The sequence below is a fragment of the Gilliamella sp. wkB72 genome (genome assembly GCF_001693745.1).
GTDB lineage: Bacteria > Pseudomonadota > Gammaproteobacteria > Enterobacterales > Orbaceae > Gilliamella > Gilliamella apicola_E.
This window is the reverse complement of sequence record NZ_LZEI01000009.1, coordinates 255,010-277,205: the sequence shown is the minus strand read 5'-3', so window position 1 is coordinate 277,205 and position 22,196 is coordinate 255,010. Positions and strand designations below refer to the sequence as shown.

Sequence of the window (22,196 nt, the reverse complement as noted above, 5' to 3'; positions counted from 1 at the left end):
TTCCTCTCACTTAATCAGAGATGATTCTATTTATGTAAAATATAGCTTTTAATTGAAGATGCTGTTAGAGATTAACCAAATGAAAACTGATCCTTCATTTAAGAAGACAAAAAATAACCTATTGAAAATTAAAAACATTATTTAAAGACATTTATGAATACAAATAAAATGGTGTCACAAAGTACAGGGTGGAAAGATTAACTATTGAAATCATCGATTTTTGCTTAACTAGCTAATTCGACAATTCGTTTTTATTTGTATCATATTGCCTAAAGATAGGCAATCGAAATAATGCAAAGTGTCTTTTGATGGTCGTTATTGTGTTTGTAAAATAAGATGGCGTTTGTAAAATAAGACGGCATTGGTAAATAAATCAAAATTAACTTTTGATATTAATTGATGATTTTATCAAAAAAAAGTTGCATAAACAGATCTAAAGGTTGTGATTTTTTTATTAATTTGCTTCGAGTTACTGCACCTTCCCAACCAATCCAAAAAAATTCTGCAAGTGCTTTGCAGTTGGCTTGTGAACTTAATTCTCCAGATTGTTGTGCCATTAGTAAGCATTTTTCAAGTTTGGCTTGCCAATTTTGTAAAATTTCTTCAAGTATTTGTGCATACCCATCCGGTAATAACGATTCTTCTTGTATCAATTCACCGATTAGGCAACCTCGATTAAAATCATATTTTGCCATACCTTGCTTTGCATCTTCATAAAAAGCTAAAATTCGATCAATAGCTGAACCAATCGATGAATTGGTTAAATGCTTATCTAATTTGTGAGTAAAAAAACTGTCATAGCTAGCTATAATTGCTATGCCAAAGTCTTCCTTACTTTTAAAATAATGATAAAAAGAACCTTTGGGGACTCCTACCTGCTTTAAGATTCTTTCAATGTTTGATGAAATATACCCATAAGTAGTCATCAACTCTACTCCACTACGAATCAAGGCAGATCTTGTCTCATTACCTTTTTTTGTATTACCTATTCTTGTAGGTGTTATTGCAAAAGTATTTTGATTAATTGACATAGAGTTCCAACATATTAGGTGAATATCAATGATTGAGCTTTAAATTATGATAAATAGTCATATCACTAAATGCAATAATTGGCCTTGTGATTAAACCTTTTTAATTGTAAAAAAGCCTGATAAATTTATTATTTATCAGGCTATTAAAGTAAGTACAAACTAATTTCTAAATATCAAAAAACTATTTTGTTTCATTACGTTTTACTTTTTCTGATACTGCACCAATAAATACAACATCACTTGATGAATTAAGCGCAGTTTCAACCGAATCTTGAATAACACCAATAGCTATACCGATACCAATAACTTTAGCTGAAATTTCGTTAGGTATTCCAAACATACTACAAGCGACAGGAATAAGCAGTAATGAACCACCTGCGATTCCTGATGCACCACAAGCACATATACTCGTCACAATACAAAGTAACACTGCAGAAAGAATATCAACGTCTATATGCAAAGAATTTACGGTAGCTAACGTTAAAATAGTGATAGTAATTGCCGCTCCTGACATATTAATTGCTGCGCCCAGTGGTACGGCGACAGAATAAGTATCTTCATCCATTTTTAATTTTTTACAAATTTCGATATTCACTGGAATATTTGCTGCTGAGCTACGAGTAAAGAAAGCAGGAATAGCACTATCTTTTAATGAGGTAAATACCAATGGATACGGATTTTTACGCATTACAATATAAGCTAATAATGGATTAATAATTAATGCCACAATTAACATACAAGACACTAATACAACTAATAGATGAGCATACTTAAGTAATTCACCAAATCCTGTTTCTGCAAGTGTTGAAGCAACCAAACCAAAAACCCCTAATGGAGCAAAACGAATAATGATTTTTACAATGAATGAAATTGCTAAAGAAAGATCGCTCATCATCGTTTTGGTTGTTTCACTTGAGTGTCTTAATGCAATACCAATTCCGACTCCCCAAACAATGAGCCCAATATAGTTAGCATTAACAAGCGCATTAACAGGATTGTCTATCATTTTATTTAGCAGAGTTTTTAATACTTCAATAATACTACCTGGAGGCGTTAATTTGCTCTGATCCGCAGCATCACCTAATGAAATATCAGAAGGAAAGATAAAACTAGCAATAGTTGCTAACAAAGCGGCCAACATCATACCCGAAAAATATAGGGCAAAAAGTTTACCCATATTAGCGCGTTTACCACGTTGGTGATTAGATATTGACGCAATAACTAAAATAAGTACCAAAATTGGCGCAACGGATTTTAAGGCATTAATAAAGAGCGAGCCAATAAAAGACATATTTAACGCAACTTCTTGAGAAATTGCTGCTAATGTTATACCAAAGAGCAACCCCAAAACAATTTGAGGAATAAGCCCTACTTTAAAATAAAAACGCACCAAAGGATTGGTTGAATGAGTCATGGAACTTCCTTATATAACAAAACAATGCAAAAACATTACCATAAATAAATCTTAAAACTATAAAAAAATTATTATGATAACTATTTTTTATATGACTTAGATTAATTATTAAGATTAATTATTTTAAATGAATAAAGAAAAAACCGATACTTTCTATTAAAAGTATCGGTCAGGAAGATAAACAACTTAGTTTATTACTCGTGTTACCAATTAGCTCTTATTCCTAAAGAGCCATTAATTGGCGACTTAACGTTTGCATCACCACTATTGGACCAAGTATGACCAATCTCAGTATAAGCACTAACTTGATTATTAAATTCATAACTACCACCGATAGCTAATTCCGTGCTTGTATAACCAGCACCACTATTAAATTTAGTTGAAGCTCTGGAACAATCAAATCTTATACGATCTGAACCATCGGGTGAATAGTATAAATTTAAACGAGTATAAGGACGAAACGTTCCTAACTCTGACTGGAAATGATTTTCAAGTCTAGCACCCACTCGGAAAAGCCATGAATCATTATGACTTTGTTTGACGGTGGTATTACCACTTATATGACTATTATTAAGATTCATCCATTGGTGGATAATTTGAAACTGAGGTTCAATTCGCCAATCATAATAATTTAAATCAAATGGTTTACCGACTTCCGCGGAAGCATTTAATCCTCTTCCTTTTTGTTTACTATTTTTATTATAATTTGGTTTAATGTCTACTTTATGACGCCCCCCTTGGAACACCAAATCTAAGTAAGCCCCATTCTCATCCATATAGTTACCATAGAGACCTAAGAAATAACTATTTGAGCGATTTTTTCCTACATATCCTTTCATACTACTGGCAAAACCATCAACATCTAAACTACCATGTAAATAACCGAAGTAACCACCTACACGCCAATAGCTATCTTCTTCTTTCCAGATATCGCTACCTATTTGGAAACCAGTATAATTCCCTTTGCTATGTGTATCAGCTATGCCATTTTGTTTTATATCTGTGCGCTCAGCGATTATTCGTCCCCAACTAATTTTTGAGTCTGGTAGTAAAGTATTACCAATACGTTGATGCATATTTGCTTGCATAATTAAATCAGCCTGACGTAATTGTGCCGCTACCCCAGCAAACATTGGTACTTCTTTACGATAAGCAACCTTATTCGGAGACACTGGATTAACAGGTTGCTCTGGATTTGTTGGGTTTGTTGGGTTTGTTGGGTTTGTTGGATTGGTTGGATTCGTCGGATTCGTCGGATTAGTTGGATTAGTTGGATTAGTTGGTTCAGTAGGTTTACTAGAACGTAAGTACCAGTTATTATTTTGTTGATTAATATCGCCTTTATGTAAATAGTATTCATAAGCGCCCACATCTAAATGTGATCCTTCTAAATTAAATGCATCGTTCGAACTTACACCATTAACATTGACAATTTCAATACCATTCGTATTACCTGTATCTGCACCTAATCCACCAATATTGGTTATTTTAACCAATGTATTTCCGGAAGCATTCCCTCCAATAAACAACTTATCAGTTGAGCTACTACTATCTTGCAATACTGTATCAAGCAAAAGCTGACCATTATTACCAATATAATTACCGGTTATAGTTAGATGATCTCCAGTAAAATTATTATTCAGCGCAATAGTACCACTATTATAAACATCGCCACTTACCGAAGCTTGATGTATCCTTGGAACAAAATCTAAAATAGCATTTGAATTTAGAGTAAGCTTATCGGTATTTAAGTTACCAGTTAATGATAACCTTCCGTTTGAACCAACATTGATATTTTCCCAGTTAAGAATCGCTACATCACCACGAATACCTACTGAATCAGAAGATCCAACTAGATGGGTACTAAAATTAAGAACATCCATTTCATTCGATGAACTAGCTCGAATATTTTTACGTCCACCATCAATCATGGTTAAATCTGAAATATCAGAGCCTTGATTGATATTAAGCGTATCATCACCTGTTCCTAGCAATATTTTACCACTTACTTTAGAACCACTATTTAAATTAACAATAGAATTGGTCACATCATTTCTTATTGCAGTACCAAGAACAGAATAAACATTAGCACCATCATTAAGGTTAATATTAGTTGTTGTGTCTGATTTACCCGTTGTATAGATACCCGCATCTAAATTATTGTTTACATCGGTCCCATTTGCATAAACCGTATCATAGATATCAATAACCGTTGAGCCAGTACCACTGTTATTGATTGTTATTCCATTATTTTTACCAAAAATTGTTCCAGAATTTTGTTTAACATTAACATCAGTGCTTGTACCACGATTATTAATAACTATACCAGCTTGTTGTTCACCACTAACCGTTCCATAAGTAGTAATAGTTGTAGAACCAGATCCTGTATTCTCTAATTCTATGCCATTTCTTAAACCATTAAGACTACTGGTTGCTAATTGTTGAACAGTCAAGTTAGTAGCATTATTTTCATTTATAGCATAAATAGCATCATCTTGATCAGCTTCAATGTTGCCATTTAAGAGAATTTTTGTTTCGCCATTTCCTTTATTTGTTAAATTGAGTCCTTTATTATGGCCCTTAACAAAACCTGAGTCGTTCAAAGAAACAATTAAGTTCTGTGCCGCAACATCATTAAGCACAAAAATGCCATCAGAATAATTACCAAAAACCTTACCTGCAATTTTTATTTCAGTCGTTCCACTTCCTTTATTGGTTACATTAAGTCCATTATAATTACCTGTAATCGTACCTCCAAATTGTTCAATATTAAGATTATTGGCTGTACTATTATTTAAAACGAACAAACCATGTTGTTGAACACTCTCTAAATCGCCTGAAGTTTTGACACTTGTTGAACCGACACCATTGTTAACTAAATTAACCGCATTTAATAAACCTTTGATTTTTCCTGCTATCTGAATTAAATTTAAGTGACTTGATTGTGTACCATTTTGAACTACAACGCCTTCATTAATATCGCCTGTTACTGAGCCACTAAGATTAACATTTGTATTCCCTTTTCCATTATTGGTTAAATTAATGCCACGAAGTTTGCCAGCAATACTACCTGCTGATTGGATTATCGTTAAATCACTTGATGTATTACCGTTAGTAACCACAATACCATCATTTTGATCACCAATAATATTTTTAGCTGTTTGAATTGACGTATAGCCCTGTCCATTATTCGTTACATTTATGCCATTAAGATTTCCATGAATTATGCCATTTGACTGAATAACGCTCATATTAGAGGTTGTCGAATTGTTATTGATTGCCCTAATTCCATCGTTTTGAGCACCTTCAACAACACCAGAAGTTGAAATGATCGTCGACTTTTTACCATTATTAGTGATATTTATGCCATTATTATGACCTTTAATCGTACCTGATATCTGATTTAATTTTATATTACTAGAACTAGTTCCATTTGCAACTACAATACCATCTTGTTGATCACCCTGAATATTATTTTTAGTTGAGATAGTGGTATCACCATTACCATTATTCAATAAATTCACACCATTCACATGACCATAAATACTACCGCCTAACTGTCTTAAAGACATAGCAGTTGATGTATCTGAAAGATTTTTAGCAACAATACCATCAATTTGCTCACCTGTTACCGAACCAGAAATGATTAAATCACTAAATCCATTACCATTATTAAGAATATTAATACCGTTATTATGACCTTTAATTTGAGAATCAGCCATTTGCGTTAAAAAGACATCTGATGTTGTACTTGACGACTCTGAATAAATTGCATCATTATTACGACCTTCAACATAACCAGCAATGGTGATATCAGTTTGTTCCTTACCATTATTATAAGCGGCCAAACCATAACTTTGCCCACTAACCGTACTACCATCATATTGATTAATTGTAATATTCTTGCTATTAGTGCTATTTTTTACAAATATACCTTCACTACTCAATCCATTCACATTACCGGAAACAATGATTTCAGAGATACCATTACCTTGATTTTCAGCACTTATTCCACGATTATGCCCTTCAATACTGCCTCTTGATTGATTAATAGTTAAATCGGTAGATTGAGTCCCATTGAGCACTGATATACCGTTATCCTGATTACCAGAGATTATTCCAGCTGTATTAATAATGGTTAAACCTTTACCATTATTAGTAGCCTCTATGCCCGATTTACTCCCTCTCGTTTCACCACTCACTAATTGTGTTATTTTGATATCTTGTGAATTGCTACTATTTTGAGCATTAATTCCATCCCCTCCGTTACCAAAAACTTTCGCTAATGTATTGATGCTCAAAATACCATTGCCATGGTAACTAATTTCTACCCCATTTTTACTACCTGTAATGGATCCATCAGATTGGACAAAAGAGAAAATATCAGAAGAACTTGTATTTTCATACCCATTACCGTTGGGATTATTTACATCACCGGTACAAGCCTGATTATTTGGATCGCTAGTAATACACTGAGCAAAGCTTGGATTTGTCATTGCTAAAGTTATGCTCGTTGTAGTAATAAATTTGATTAGAGATGCTTTACCTTTAAATTTTCCTTTCCTTGAATTACTAACAGCATATTGTGAATTCAAAATTAACTTATTTATTTTATTCATATTTTATCTCACTAAATCTTTTATTGGTTATAATCCAATTTTTATTTTAAAAACATGAAAAACTTAATTAATGAAACTCTTGAATAATGTGATCCTTACATTTCAAAATAAATACTGGATTTATTTTTTAAATAACTTGGATAACATTTTGATAGATAAAACAATTATTACTTTATTGAAAAACAAAGCTCAAAATCATTTTTAAATATTTAAGATGGAAAAAAGAAAAGTATTGATAGTTCAGAAATATTAAGGAATTAACCTTTCAAAAAAATGAACTATCAATTGCTAGTTGTACCATATACCATTAAAAACAACAATAAAATTATAAAAATTTACATATAATAATGTAAAGTTTCTTAAAAAACGGCTAAGCAATATTCTAATTCGAAAGCAATTATAGAAAATTATTGTTAAAAATTAGTCAATAACATAATTTATAGTAATAAAATTATTCATCTCGGTTTTACTAAATCAACACACACATAATGGTCGTTTTTATAATCAAAATTTTATAAACTAAAAAGTTATATTAATTACTTTTCAATTTATTTATAAGAACTGACATAGAATTATAATTAGGAATATAGGAAATGAAGTATTATCTGGAGTTTAAGGATACATTATCGAATAAATTTTGGTATATCACCCAACAAGACGAATCCCTAACAATCGTATTTGGTAAGATAGGAACAAAAGGACAAACACAAGTTAAAACGTTTTCATCGCCTGCCGATGCGGAAAAAGAAGCCAACAAACTGATCAGATCGAAAATCAAAAAAGGCTATCAGGAAAAAGCGATCCCACCAGCGCTTGAACAATCAACCTGTACAGAAAAAACAATCATCAAAATGCCCGATGCCCCAAAACCGAAAAACCACCCCAAACCCATTCCCCCCAAAGATGTGATTGATGACGGTAAAGAAAAACCATGGTTTGACCTCGACGAATGGGCTGATGAAGGTAAACCTAACCCATTTGATTTTGACGAGTTACGTAAAGTTCCGCCTAAAAAAGTTGCTCCAGTTAAACAACCACCAAAACAAAGTAATACCCCGATTAAAAAAGAAACAGTCACCAAAACACCACAAGAACAAGAATTTGATAACTTAAAAGTTTTGTTACGAAAATATATAAAGCAAGGTGAGCAGTTCGATATTGAAGCTAAGTTCGAACAATTAAAAGCGTTAAGTCCAAACAATAAGGAATTTCAAATTTTCATCAAAGATATGCTTCAAATGATATTTTCAAAATTTATGAAGAAAATATCACCGATTCACTTTGATTGCATTCCTTATCTTTTAAGAATCAGAGATCCAGAAATTCTTTTCCAAGAAATCTTTGCGCAAGGTGTGATGAAATATATTTATGACCGTTATCAGACTCATTCCGAATCAATCCATTATCTGGCTGAACAATATCTTACCGATTATCCGGTACAAATGGTGGATAAAATAGTTAACGCATTACAGAGTATTTTTGAAACTACCCAGACAGAAGAAGATGAAAAAAATACTCCAGCTAACAAATTCCCTGAAAATGTTTGTGGCTTTAATATCACCTTTGATTATAAAACGCTGGAAATATATGCTTTATTCAATGAACGAAATTCCAAACGCTATTATTCAGAAAGTCTAAATGAGCTAGAATATGATGGGACTAGTTATGGCGTTGAGATAAATAATCAATACTTTGTTCCATTACTTACCGAAAAACTTCAAAAAATGCTGGATGATGGTTTTTTTGGTGGTATGACTGATAAATATTTCAGAATTGCCCTTTTCCAAACAGATAATATTCTTATTGAAATACCAATAGAACAAACCTACCGACAAACAAGGATATTTAAGCTTGAAAGCGACCTAAAATATCTCGAGCAATCAGAAGAATATTATGCAGATTTGCTAACTGACACGATTGAGGAATATTTTGCCCTTAATGGCGTTATTGAGCAATACGATACCGATAGAATTTTAGCATTACTAAAAAAATATATTTATTCATGTAAAAAAGAGGCTGAATCGAAAGGACGTTCTCTGTTAAGGAAATACAAAGATTTTGATTATAACAAATGGAGTTTAGTTTCTTTACAGTTTGAATGGGAAAATTTTAGTTATAAATATGCTTATAACGGTGTTGAATGCTTAGTTGATAAAGGATATGAACCAGCAATTATACAAAAACAAGCATGGGATAAACTGGGCATTATTGATAACAAGCCTGATATTAAACTAGAAAAAAAAGACGATCCAGACGATCAATCAGAAACCGAACGTTTTTATGATACTTTTACTGAAACTGATGTTTTTTGTGAAACTGACACTATTATCGCCAGAGCCATGCCAACTGACGGAGAAATTTATTTACGCTTTAAACAAGAAAGCGAACAGGCATATTCCGATGCGCTTGATTATTTAAATAACTTAATGGCAAAAGGTTATTCAAAAATATTTGAGGGGCATTGGCTTCATATTTATTTTGTTGCCAAGCCTGAATACTATTCTGAATTCGCTAAATACGTTGAAGAATATGAAGACTTTGAAGAATTAGAGCTAGGGGCAGGAGGAATCGCCTGTTGTTCACATGTCTTTTTCCGCAAAGCAGCCATGTACGAAAGTTTACATGATAAAATAAAAGAGTTTGTTGACTTAACCATGTATGAACTTGATTATAGTTTTGATTTACAAGATGAATATAATTCAGTCGCCGGAGCATTTGCTGCTATTGCCCTGGCAATGACGGATGTGAAACATATGGATTTGGCTATTAAATTTGCACTTGAAACCGATGGTGACCATGAATATTTGGCAGGTAATTTTGGTATTGTTCTGGAAAAATATTGGGGTATTACGCCCGAAACTGCGGTTGCGATTGCGCTATTGCAATTAACTCAAGGTCAACATATGTATGAATTATCCAGTCAATTTTATAAAATTCCGCAAAATTTAGCTAGTTTGACCGATTATTACAGTATGAACGAGCCAAAAAATCCATATTGTAAATTGACTTATTTAGTAAAATATCTTTTTGGTAAACCTAGTGATAGTCTTAAAAAGTTAAAAAAATTATTTAATAATGCGACTGATCCGCAAGAGAAATTGATTTATGCTGATTTTTATAATTTAGTTTTAGAGGCTCTTGAGGAAGAAGGAGAAGTTAGCGGTCAACCAATTATCTATAATCTCCCACCTAAATATGAAAGCGAATCTGAAGCGTTAACAATAGTTGACCAAGATTTTATTGAAAATCCACCATGTGTTATTACACCCTTGCAAGCTAAAAAGCGTGGGTTTAATGTTAGAGAATTAGAAACTTGTGATTCCTCATGGATAGCCGTTATTTTTGCCCCATTAACGATAACTAATCCCTATATTTTCGACGCTATTATCCAATATTATAAGGTGCGAAATGACATAGGTGCCCGCTCTGTTATCATTTGGGGCGCTGAAAAAGCTTACTTTTTTGGTAAAAGGGTCGTGATTGATTTTAGTGGCACACCTTATCAAGTGGGTATGGGAATTTATGGTAAAAACCAAGCTCAGCTAATTTATGGAGTAATGGATTTTTCTAAGATTGCAGATGCAATGAACAAACAAGCGCCCGATAAAGAGAAATTATACGCACTAAGAAAACAATACTATTACTTCGATAGTCCCAAAGGAAGCCCAAACATTGATAAATCCAAGTCCGGTATAATGTATTTGGATGAAGCTTTAGTCGCCGGAATTTTTAATGATAATAATTATCGGGCAATCAAACAGCTTGAAAAAATCACCCCGGATATGGGCGAAGTCTATGATGCCTCACTACTGATTATGGCATATATGCAGCAGAAAAAACTAGATTATGCATTAGAGAAACTACAAAGAAAACTCGATACTACTGAACTAAAACAGGTATACCAAACAGCACAAAAACGCCTGCCACAATATCAAGAATACTGGCAGGAAAAGTTAGCGAAATTATAAAAAAGATGCAAATAAAATTAAGATGGACCTCCTTCTAGACCTATAAAACTAGGAGGAAGTCAAATCTAGGTATATTTAATAATTTGGTTATTATTACCTTGTTCATCTTTAGCTTAGTTTTTTATCACAGTTTAATTAAAATTTATATTTCATAACTAATTAATCCTAAATTGTGATAACTTTCTTAGTGATATATAATCTTTTTAGTTTCCTTAATTAACAAAGGAAAAATAGTTAAAGGAATATTAAACATGTCTAGTCAAATAGTTTCATATGTAGATAGAGCAGTACAGTTGTTGAATAAAATCGGCATCATGGTTAAACCTCAGGCTGATGCGCCAATTTTAAAGTTATTGGATAATGTTGCTGAAATTGATAAAAATCGTATTATCGCCATTGCTCACACTTTGCAACAACAAAGCGCATTTAATGAAGTAGTCCGGGAACAAATTGATGGGGTACATGTTTCTGATCGCTATTCTAATATTGTTAAGCATTTTGATAGTATTCGTACCGATATGGAAAAAATGCTTGGTTGGTTAGATGACGGAAAGTTAGATTTTTTGGAAAAAATTAAAATGGGTTGGATGACATTTCAACGTGGTTCTATTCCAGATCGTTTTAGTTTAATCAAAAAAACCTATTTAGATGTTTCTAAAGAAACAAGTAATCAAGTCGAGCGTGAACATATTATTTTAAACGCCTACCAAGATTTCCGTTTTGGACTGAAACAAGCTCAAATCGTTGCTGAAGAAGTACTGCAAATTGCGACAGGTCGTCTTGAAGAACGCAAACAAAAATTAACCGACGCTATTGCTCAAGTTGATAATTTTACAGGTGATGATCATGTCGCTCGAGGACGATTAGAACTTGCTAGAGACGAAGCACTACGCAATGTACAACAAGAAGATAGCCGTTATCAAATCATCTTAGATCTCGCCAATAACTTAACCGTTTCTTATAATTCTGCCGAAGCAGTATTTGCAAGATTGCAACAAACAACCTCCATAAAAGAGCGTGTCTACCAACAAAGTGTAAGCTTTTTTTCAACCAACGAAATTGTATTTACTGCATTAAGCGCTTCTATAACTTCATTGACAGGTTTGAGTGAAAGCACTAAAACACTAGAAGCAATGAAAGATGGTATGAATAAAGGCATTGAAAGTATTGCTACTTCAGCTAATAAGCAACTTGAAGAAGGTTTAAGAGCTGGTTATGGTTCGACGATTAAAGCTGATTCTTTACGTGCATTAGTTGAAGCCATTGTCAATTATCAAGAATCAAGCCAACAATTAATTACAGAGCTAAGAAATGAATCGATTGATAATGCTAAAGAAATCGATCGTATAGTGGAAGATGGAAAACAGCGCTTTAATAATATTATCTTGAAGGTTGATGGTTAATGCAGGATGTTAAACTTAGTGACCAACTAGGTGCAATGGCAATAATTGATGAATTATATCAAAAACAACAATTACTACTTGAGCACCTTGACCGCGAAAGATTACGAGCTAATTTAAAAGAAAACATTAAAACCTTCTATGAAGCCAAAGGTCAAATTGTGGACGATAAAATCGTTGATGAAGGAATCGATCTTTGGTTTGATAATCGGTTACGGTTTGTTGCACCTAAACGTTCTTGGTTTCAACACTTTCTAGTTCGTTGTTATATCAAAAGAAAGTTAATATTTAGCCTTTTTAGTATATTCTTATTTATTTTATCCTTAATCTTTTTTAATAATTTAATCTATACAAGAGACGTTAGACAAAAAATTGATAGTTACTATAGTCAAATATTAGCGTCGGAAGATTCATTAACAGAATTACGCAACGAGTTTAAGCAAATTGATAAAACTACTGTTCATTATGCGCAGATTCCAGTAAAAAATTTAAAGACCTCAATTTCTAATCTACTTAGCCAGAAAATTATTCCCACAGTCACCAAGCCAACCATTAACGGGGCTTTTATTACAGATGACGAAAATGGTTTAGTTAAACAATTTAAGCAAATTAATGACTCAGTAACCACTAAATTGTCGGATATTAGAACTCAATTAAATATTTTAAAAAAATTATTGGAAGATGATAAACGGCTAGCTAATTTGATAGATGATGATGGGTTTATAAAAACAAGCAAAGAGTATCACGTACTACAAAATGCAGTCGATTCCGTTCTTGATAATCTTAATCAAGGACAAAGAGTTATCGATTTCAATCAAATTGAAACACTTTACAATTCCACAGAACGAGCAAAAACCATTATAAATAAAATTCAGATTGATAATCAGAAATTATTAGCCCTAAAAGTTCCGAAGTCGGATATGGTACCGGTTATTGCTTTACAAAGTGATTTACAAGCTGACCTAAAAAATCTCAACTTTGATAAGTTTGAAAATTATCAACAAATGATGTCTTATTATTTCAATCTAGCTCAAACTAATTTGACACTTACTATTGTTGACAAACCTAATTATAAATCAGGAGTTGAGCGCACCCACGAAAAAACAAACGGTAAATCTTGGTATGTGATTGTCACACCAACAACATCATCCGGAATAGCAACACCGCTATGGGTAACCAGTATTGAAACAGGTGAAACGAAACTCGTAGATATGTTTGGTCAGCAGGTTTCTCAAAAAGAATTTAATAAGGTTAAAAGAGATAAAATTGCCGATGGACATATTGATGAAAATAAATTATGTAAAAAACCCATTGGCCGTTTAGAATTTAACTGTCCTAATACAGTTAAAGCAGGTAGGATTTTAGAGTGGTAAATATGCAATCTAGCAATATTGAACGAAGTATTGAAATAAAACTTCAGGAAATCTTTAGTGCAATCGAGAAAACTAATAACGAGGTGCAAGACTCTCGTCAAAAAATCCTTGATTTGACAAATAAACAAGTAGAGATTTATCAAAAGATAGCGACTATTTATCTATTAGAATCTCCCCAAAATAACGATTTGGAAATTCAGAAAATCATTAAACAGTTAAAGGATTTAAACTGTAATTTAAAAAATAAATCCGGTAATTTAGATCATTTTATTGCTGATTCCCAACAAAAAATGGATGAAACATTATTAAAATTAGATGAATTAACCGCAGAAAAAATTCGACAACTTGAAAGTGATGCAGATTATCTATCACTATTAAATAATTATAACATTACTAAAGACGAGCTAACCAAAGAAACAAAAAACTTCAAAAGTTCACAACAAGAATTTTCAACCAAGTTGAAACAATATCAACAAAATTACTATTACAATTATTTAATTAATCGTCGCTTTGGAGAGAAAAATTATAAAGCCTTCAAAATATTTCGTTATTTAGACTCATGGGTAGCAAGGTTTATCAATTTTTCAGAAAATTTCAAAAATCATAAAATGCTTAAAGATTTATATAAAGAATCTCAGTTACGGTTTAATAATAAAAAACGAGCATATGAGCAAGCATTAAAAGCAAAAGAGCGTAAAGAACGCGAGGTTGATACTAACCTAAATTTATCTAAATTGAAAAAAACAATTGCGCTAACTGAGCAAGATTTAGCACATTATAAAAAACAGAAACAAGATACAGAAAATACCTTACAAGAACTTCAAAAAGGCAATAATTCGCAGTTTAAACTAATTTCAAATCAATTAGTTAAACTGTTACAAAAACAATCTTTAAGTCAACTTAATGATTTAACTTTACAAACTAAATCAACAGAAGATGATAAATTATTAGAAAAAATTGTCGCGATAAATAAACAAATACTTGATATTGATGCATATCTGGCCTCGTTATTAAAAACGCTTAACGAATTAGACAATGTTTATAATCGTTTTGAACAAACATTCTATTTATTTAGGGAAAACAATATTCCTAGCTCAATTTATGAATATAACATACCATCGTTCAAGCTTAATGATTTATTAGACCAGCTATTTAGCAATCAAATTTTTCCAGAAACAGTTGTTCAAACCCTTTTTGGGTATAGAGCAATAAGGAGAGAATTAAAATCATCTAATCATAATTCAGGATGGTCGCGTGACGATTCATCATCAAGGAGATCTTCTTCTTCTTTCTCTTCATTCTCCTCATCATCATCTTCCTCTTCGAGCTCATCATCCTCTTCGAGTTCTTCCTCCTCGTCATCTTATAGTTCATCAAGTGACAGTGGGTTTTCATCCAGCTCATCAACAGGTGGCGGAGGTTTTAAAACGACTGATAGTTTCTAATCAGGACAAAAATAATCGTGTTGGAACTAAGTTAACAGCTAAACTTTGTATAGAGATGAAATTGGAGCGGGAAACGAGGTTCGAACTCGCGACCTCAACCTTGGCAAGGTTGCGCTCTACCAACTGAGCTATTCCCGCATATTGAACGCTTCGAAAGAAGTGGTGAGCATTATACAAAAATATTTATATCTGACAACCTATTTTATTCTTTATTTTTTGTTTTTCCAGCTAAGTGCTTCAAAAACACCAAAAATAAAAAATCTAAGTGCTTTAAATTTATCCTGTTCTTTTTCTTGATTAACCATTGTTGATTGTAATATCCATGCTTGTAATCCATGAATAAGTGTAAAAGCAACCAATCCTATATAAGCGAGAATATTTGCTGGTTTAGGAAACGGATGAACAAGATTAAATAATAAAAATAACCATATAAATAAATAGACTAGTTTACCTAAAAGTATGAACATTATCTCTCTTCTCGTATAAATAAATAGCTATGAACTTGCCCTGCTGTCTTCTCTCGATGCAAATACCAATTTGATGGAATATTAAAATCATGCCCCAGCTCAGATTCAATATAAATATAAGCAGATGGGCTTAGCCAATGGTTATTCTCAAGAAGCTCTAGTGTCTTCTCGATTAATGAATAATGAAAAGGCGGATCGATAAATACAATATCAAATTGTCTTTGGGCTGGTCTATCAAGCCATTGAAAAGTATCTGTCGAATAAATTTCGACATTATCACATGCAATTAACTGCTTATTTTTCTTAAGTTGATTGGCAACTTGTTTATCTTTCTCTAATAATGTGACATTTTGAGCACCGCGTGATGCGGCTTCAAAGCCTAATGATCCACTACCAGAAAAACAATCCAAACAAACACTATTTTGTATAACTGGCATTAGCCAGTTATACAAAGTCTCTTTTACTCTATCTGTGGTTGGTCGCAAGCCTTGTTTATCAAGCACTGACAACTTTCTTCCGCGCCATTTTCCACCAATAATTCTTATAGAACCATTCATATAAAAACCTTATTTAGAATAGTTCTTGCGTATTACCCTGTGAATCCTTCACGCTGGTACCAACTTCTTGCGATCCATAGGTAGTTGGCTCGGTTCCCTTGATAAAGTATTCTGACATCGTTCTCGCTCCAGAACCTGGTAACATACCGGTTCGCTGATCGATAGTAACAGAAATAACATTATCCGGTTTTACATCTTGTTTTTCAGGTACATCTTTAAGAGCAACTTTCATATAGTCAACCCAAATAGGGTTAGCGGTAACCGCACCGGCTTCAGCGCGGAAAGTTCGACCTAAAGCACGTCGGTGGTCATCAAACCCCATCCAGACCGAGGTAACAATGTTACCACCGAATCCAGAAAACCAAACGTCTTTCGATTGGTTAGTTGTACCGGTTTTACCACCAACATCCTTACGACCTAATGCTTTTACACGCCAAGCAGTTCCTTGCCAATCCGAACCGCCAAAAACAATTGTTCTTAGTCCGTCTTTCATAATATATGCAATACCGCTATCAACGGTGTGTGGAGCATATTTAGGTGTCACATCAGTGGTTTTATTGTCTTTATTAATATTAGGTAAGATTAAATTATCTTCTGTTTTAAGATTTGCCTCTTCAGGCTCTTCACTACCCGTCTCATTTGATTCGTTTTCAACGTTATCTAACGATACAGAAACAGAATCAAATTTTACCACTTCATCTTTACAGTTATGACAAGCAATCAACGGTTGATGCTGATAAATTACCCCACTACCATTGTCATATTCAATTTTTTCGATTAAGTAAGGCGTAATTAAATACCCGCCATTAACAATAACGGAATAAGCACGTGCAACCTGCAATGGTGTAAATGAAGCTGAACCTAAAGCAAGTGATTCATTATGTGAAATATTCTCTTTTGGGAATCCAAAACGTTCTAAATACGTGGCAGCATAATCAATACCGATTGCGCGTAATGCACGTACCATCATCACATTTTTAGACATCCCTAAACCAATTCGCATTCTTAATGGACCAGCATAAGTAGGCGGTGAATTTTTTGGACGCCAAGTCACACTACCTGTTGTACGAACGATCGGCGCATCATTAAGTAGCGTCGCCATCGTTAGTCCTTTCTCTAATGTAGCCGTATACACAAATGGCTTTATATTAGAACCTAGTTGACGTAAAGCTTGTGTTGCACGATTAAATTTACTTAAATTGAAATCATAACCACCAACAATCGCCTTAATTGCACCATTATCAGAATCAACAGAAACCAGTGCAGCATTAACTGCTGGAATTTGCGCTAATGCCCAATTCTCACCAGATTTTTTAACCCAAATCAGCTGACCTGGTTTTAAAGTATCATTAACCTTTCTCGGCGAGGCACCTTGTTGATTATCACTGATAAATTTTCGCGCCCATTTCATATCTTGAAAGGCAATAGTAATATTACTTTTATCGGATAATACTGCTTTTGCTTCCTTATCAGATGATTCAAGAACTACGGCTGGACACATCCCGCTATAGCAAATATATTTATGTAAAGCTTCTTGAATTTTCTCGTCACTCAGTGCTGGCTCATTATTTTGCCATAACACTTTTTCAGGCCCACGATAGCCATGTCGCATGTCATAATCAATAATATGCTTCTGTATTGATTCTGTTGCTGCCACCTGATCTGTCTTAGATATGGTGGTATAAACTTTATAGCCATCGGTATAAGCGTTCTCACCAAATTTATCGAACATAAACTGTCTTGCCATTTCAGCAACATATGGCGCAGAAAATTCAATTTTTGGGGTATGATAACTTGCATTTAAAGGCTTCTTAGTCGCTTCATCATATTGCGCTTGAGTAATATAATTTTGATCAAGCATACGACCTAAAACCCAATTACGTCTTGTTAATGCTTTTTCTGGGTGCGAAATTGGATTATAGGCAGAAGGCGCATTTGGTAGACCAGCTAGTAGTGCCGCTTCATCGATAGTCAACTGATCTGGCGTTTTACCAAAGAAAGTATATGAAGCAGCAGCCACACCATAAGCACGCGAACCAAAGTTGATCATATTAAGATATAATGCCATTATCTCGTCTTTAGATAATTCTCGCTCCATACGAATTGCAATAATCATCTCTTTTACTTTACGAGAAATACTTTTTTCTGGTGTTAAAAAGAAGTTTTTCGCCACTTGTTGGGTGATAGTACTACCACCTTGTGAAAAGCTCTTATCCTTCAATCCGATATACATAGCACGCACAATACCGATAGGATCAATCCCAAAATGCTCATGGAAACGTGCATCTTCGGTAGCTATAACAGCATTAACAACAATCGGGGGGATTTCATCATATTTTAGAGGAATTCGGCGACGTTCACCAAAAATAGCGATTAATTCACCATCTTTACTTAATACTTGCATTGGGGTTTGCAAGCGAACATCTTTTAAAGTCGCTACATCAGGCAGATCTTTAGAATAATAGCTGTAGCCAGCGATACCTATCACTAAGCCACAAAGTACTAAACCGATTATAAGTTTAAGGCAAAATTTTAATATTTTTAATATTATCACAAATCATTCCTATCCAATTGATTTTAAATCAAAGAAAGATAATAAAACTGTATTAATTGATCTCAATCCATTTTAGCCGATGAGTATACTACTTACTCGAAAAGACTCAAAATAAAAAGCGACGCTAACCCATGCTTAAAAAATTGTTTAAATCCATTAAACAATTATTAACATATTAAATTAAAAAAGAAATTTACCTTTAATATATTTTCACTTTCATATTCCATTACTTATTAGTTTATAACTTAATTTTTTAGCAGAACTTAATAGATCAGATATTAAATACCACATAGGTTTGCTACAGGTTAAACAACTAATTGATAGGTTCTCAAAAGTTAGTAAATTTTCAAATTATTTTGTGTATTATCTCACAATATTTTTATATTTTTAAATAAAACTGATAAAACGAATAGATAATTGTGATTTTATCAATTTAAACAAAATTAATATGTGGAGCACAAAACTTACCCCTTCGTTATTACAATTTTTGAGTGCAACCTGCTTTTATCTTATTTTGATTATTCTTTGCTTATTGCAATTAGCGCATACTTCATTAAATAGTTATACTTTTGTTTTAATATTAATCTTAATAATCGAATGGTGGCGTAGTATTTGCTATTTCAAAACTATAAAAGGTGAATTTGCGCTATTTGAATATATACATCAAATTTATTGGTACAAACAGCGTTGGTATTTAACGCGAAAACCACTACTACTACGTTATATAATCATTATTAATTTAAAATCACGGCGAAATGGTAAAAGAAGAACGCTTTTTTTAATGATTGATAACCTTGCGCCTAATGACTGGCGCACACTTCGTTATCATTTCAAAAAAATTGATTTATCAAAATAGGTAATAAAAAATAGCTTAACACACTATATTAATGTGATTTTTTAATCCAATATTCAAATGGTATGGATTCAACTTGTGAGTTAACTAATTGGTGATCCATATGCCGGCAAAAGCTGGGGATATCACGCGTTGTGGCCAAATCATCAGCAACAACGTGCAGTATTTGACCAACAGCTAATTCCCTAATCGCTTTACGCACTAGCATAATCGGCTCAGGACAACGCAAACCTAATGTATTTAATTCTTTATCAATAATCATAATTAATAGATTAAAGTAAAAGATTAGCTAAATAATGGGGAACAGCATCATCAGCATTAGATCCAATAACTTCCAGCTCAGGAAGCAGTGCTTTAAGTTCAGGACTCGCATCTTGCATAATACAGCCCTTACCTGCCATTTTTAACATCTCGTAATCATTCATACCATCACCAAAAGCGATGCTGTCTTTAAGTTGATAGCCTAAGCTTTCAACCACTAACTTTAATGCACTGCCTTTAGTCACATTTTCCGCCATAACTTCAAGACAGTTTGGCGTTGAAAACGCGATGCTAACTTTATTACCATATTGCTTTTCAATTTTGTCCTTCAACTCCACCAAATAATGGTTATGGCTAATATCAGAGGTCGTAAAATAAATTTTGGCAATATCATCAGTCTCAAAATTAGTTGGATCAAAAAATTGATATTTAAATTTTGTATCAACAAAAAAGCTAAGCGAATAGGCATCAGGTTTATTAATTAGCCAATCATCGCCACGGTAAACATGGGTATAAATATATGGACTGTCTTTACAAATTACCGCCAACTCTTTAGCTAAATTAGGATCAAAACTACGGCTAAAAACTAAATTACCATTACTATCGTGAACTCTTGCCCCATTTGATGTAATCATAAAAGCATCGATTTCCATATTTTCACGCATTTGAGTAACATCAATATGGTGTCGGCCTGTCGCAAAAGCAAAATGAATACCCATTTCCCGTAATGCCTGAAGAATTTTTTTTGTAAACGGCGATAAACTATGTTCGGTATTTAACAAAGTACCATCTAGATCAGAAGCAACAAAATGAAACATGATATTCTCAACTTTTATAATAATTGGTGATTAGAATAACGACACTTTGCAGAGAATCAACTAACTCAATACAAAGTCATAAATTATGGTAGAGTATGATACAACTCCATCGCTATTTACTCAACTAATTGCGGAGTAATAAAAATCACTAATTCCCTTTTTTGATTTTTTTTAGCATTATATTTAAAGGCATTCCCAATAATTGGCACTTGAGCAAGACCAGGTACTTTCTTTTTCCCATTACTATTAACTTGCTGAAAAATTCCACCCAAAACCACGGTTTCACCATCTTTAACTTTCACTTGAGTTTTAATTTCTTGCGTTTCAATGGCTAAAGCTTCTCCCCCATCACGGCGCTTAATCGAACGACCCGTAGTATTTTGTGTGATATATAAATCCAAGATCATTTGTTTATCAGCAACAATTTTAGGCGTAACTTCTAAACCTAATACCGCTTGTTTAAATTCAATGGATGTCGAACCATTCCCCCCCGTTGACACTTCGTACGGAATCTCTGTTCCCTGCTTAATCGATGCCATATTTTGATTTGCAGTTAATAAATTCGGACTAGCAATAATTTCTAACTGATTTTCTGATTCTAATGCTGAAAGTTCCAAATTCAACAAACTACCAGAAAGTTTCGCTAAATTAAAACCCGCAGAAGAAGAAGGATTAACGACCCCAAGGTCAACATCCAGCTGATTAAAAAATTGTGAAGATTTACCCCAATATCCCCATTTAATCCCTAACTCCTCCATACTCTCATCACTCATAGTGACAATATGGGCCGAGATATGGACTTGTGGAATGGGTTGATCCAAAGCCTTAACTAACTTCTTAATATCCGCAAATTGTTTGGTCATATCAGTAATAAGCACTGAATTGGTTCGCTTATCAACTATCGCCTTTCCGCGTTCAGATAATAATCCTTGTTGCTGGATGGTCTCTACTAAATTATTAGGATCGCCATGTTTAATCGGAATGGTTAACAAAGTTAACGGCTGATTTAACTCCTGTTCCTTTTGCTCTAATAACTCTCTTTGCGCAAGCACCTCCGGCTCAATAGATTTTGAGACAAACAAAATATTGTCCTCAATTTCGGCCTGTAAATTTGCTGAATTTAACACCACTTTTAAAGCTTTTTGCCAATCAACATTCTTAAGTTTGAGGGTTTGTTTAGTTGATATATCATCTATCATCACTAAATTCATCTGCTTATTATCAGCCAGCGCTTGCAAAATAATTGCGACATCCGTTTGATAAAAATTCATTGAAATAAGATCATTTGATTCTTTTTGTGCTGAAATGGAAGGCTCAGCCAAACATGGAATTGATAAAAGCATAAGCAAAATCGTCAATTGCCTTAAATTCTTTGCTAATTGACGAACTAATTGACTAAATAGTTGGCTGGCTTGATTCATTAATTACAACCTCAA

Annotated in this window: 14 protein-coding genes and 1 tRNA gene; 5 read left to right on the top strand and 10 right to left on the bottom strand. The window is 33.3% G+C overall.

The annotated features are described in order from the left end of the window. Positions 1-392: 392 nt before the first annotated feature. The 3 genes from acuR to A9G07_RS05685 form a co-directional block, all read right to left on the bottom strand. Entirely contained in the window at positions 393-1,031 is a 639-nt protein-coding gene (gene acuR, locus A9G07_RS05695; RefSeq protein ID WP_065734370.1) for an acrylate utilization transcriptional regulator AcuR, read from the bottom strand. 181 nt (positions 1,032-1,212) lie between these two features. Then, complete coding sequence (gene sstT / locus A9G07_RS05690) at positions 1,213-2,445, bottom strand: serine/threonine transporter SstT (RefSeq protein ID WP_065734369.1); 1,233 nt, start codon at positions 2,443-2,445, stop codon at positions 1,213-1,215. A 203-nt stretch (positions 2,446-2,648) separates the two neighbouring features. After that, entirely contained in the window at positions 2,649-7,064 is a 4,416-nt protein-coding gene (locus A9G07_RS05685; protein WP_065734368.1) for an autotransporter outer membrane beta-barrel domain-containing protein, read from the bottom strand. A gap of 593 nt (positions 7,065-7,657) precedes the next feature. Between A9G07_RS05685 and A9G07_RS05680 the strand changes: the two genes are divergently transcribed. The 4 genes from A9G07_RS05680 (at position 7,658) to A9G07_RS05665 (ending at position 15,250) form a co-directional block, all read left to right on the top strand. Further along, entirely contained in the window at positions 7,658-11,032 is a 3,375-nt protein-coding gene (locus tag A9G07_RS05680; protein WP_065734367.1) for a DUF6138 family protein, read from the top strand. A gap of 251 nt (positions 11,033-11,283) precedes the next feature. Next, positions 11,284-12,435, top strand: coding sequence for a merozoite surface protein 3b (locus A9G07_RS05675; protein ID WP_065734366.1), 1,152 nt, complete (start codon positions 11,284-11,286; stop codon positions 12,433-12,435). Beyond that, positions 12,435-13,805, top strand: coding sequence for a DUF6384 family protein (locus A9G07_RS05670; RefSeq protein WP_065734365.1), 1,371 nt, complete (start codon positions 12,435-12,437; stop codon positions 13,803-13,805). The genes A9G07_RS05675 and A9G07_RS05670 overlap by 1 nt, the downstream gene beginning before the upstream one ends. Further along, positions 13,799-15,250, top strand: coding sequence for a hypothetical protein (locus tag A9G07_RS05665; protein WP_065734364.1), 1,452 nt, complete (start codon positions 13,799-13,801; stop codon positions 15,248-15,250). The genes A9G07_RS05670 and A9G07_RS05665 overlap by 7 nt, the downstream gene beginning before the upstream one ends. A gap of 62 nt (positions 15,251-15,312) precedes the next feature. Here A9G07_RS05665 and A9G07_RS05660 read toward each other — a convergent pair. From A9G07_RS05660 to A9G07_RS05645, 4 genes are all read right to left on the bottom strand, one after another. Continuing rightward, positions 15,313-15,388: transfer RNA gene (locus tag A9G07_RS05660), tRNA-Gly, on the bottom strand. Positions 15,389-15,459: 71 nt separating this feature from the next. Next, the gene (locus A9G07_RS05655) at positions 15,460-15,717 is read right to left on the bottom strand and encodes a DUF1145 domain-containing protein (protein WP_065563094.1); all 258 of its coding nucleotides are present in this window, start codon (positions 15,715-15,717) and stop codon (positions 15,460-15,462) included. Further along, complete coding sequence (gene rsmD / locus A9G07_RS05650) at positions 15,717-16,274, bottom strand: 16S rRNA (guanine(966)-N(2))-methyltransferase RsmD (protein ID WP_065563095.1); 558 nt, start codon at positions 16,272-16,274, stop codon at positions 15,717-15,719. The genes A9G07_RS05655 and rsmD overlap by 1 nt, the downstream gene beginning before the upstream one ends. Before the next feature lie 13 nt (positions 16,275-16,287). Continuing rightward, positions 16,288-18,828: a PBP1A family penicillin-binding protein gene (locus A9G07_RS05645; protein WP_218060005.1), complete on the bottom strand. Its 2,541-nt coding sequence runs from the start codon at positions 18,826-18,828 to the stop codon at positions 16,288-16,290. 448 nt (positions 18,829-19,276) lie between these two features. Between A9G07_RS05645 and A9G07_RS05640 the strand changes: the two genes are divergently transcribed. Then, on the top strand, positions 19,277-19,684 hold the full coding sequence (locus tag A9G07_RS05640; RefSeq protein WP_065734363.1) for a protein YgfX: 408 nt from the start codon (positions 19,277-19,279) through the stop codon (positions 19,682-19,684). A gap of 28 nt (positions 19,685-19,712) precedes the next feature. Here A9G07_RS05640 and tusA read toward each other — a convergent pair whose 3' ends face one another. From tusA to A9G07_RS05625, 3 genes are all read right to left on the bottom strand, one after another. After that, positions 19,713-19,943, bottom strand: coding sequence for a sulfurtransferase TusA (gene tusA / locus A9G07_RS05635; RefSeq protein WP_065563097.1), 231 nt, complete (start codon positions 19,941-19,943; stop codon positions 19,713-19,715). A gap of 10 nt (positions 19,944-19,953) precedes the next feature. Beyond that, entirely contained in the window at positions 19,954-20,760 is an 807-nt protein-coding gene (locus A9G07_RS05630) for a Cof-type HAD-IIB family hydrolase (RefSeq protein ID WP_065734362.1), read from the bottom strand. Positions 20,761-20,876: 116 nt separating this feature from the next. Further along, on the bottom strand, positions 20,877-22,181 hold the full coding sequence (locus tag A9G07_RS05625) for a secretin N-terminal domain-containing protein (protein WP_218060004.1): 1,305 nt from the start codon (positions 22,179-22,181) through the stop codon (positions 20,877-20,879). Between the last annotated feature and the right edge of the window lie 15 nt (positions 22,182-22,196).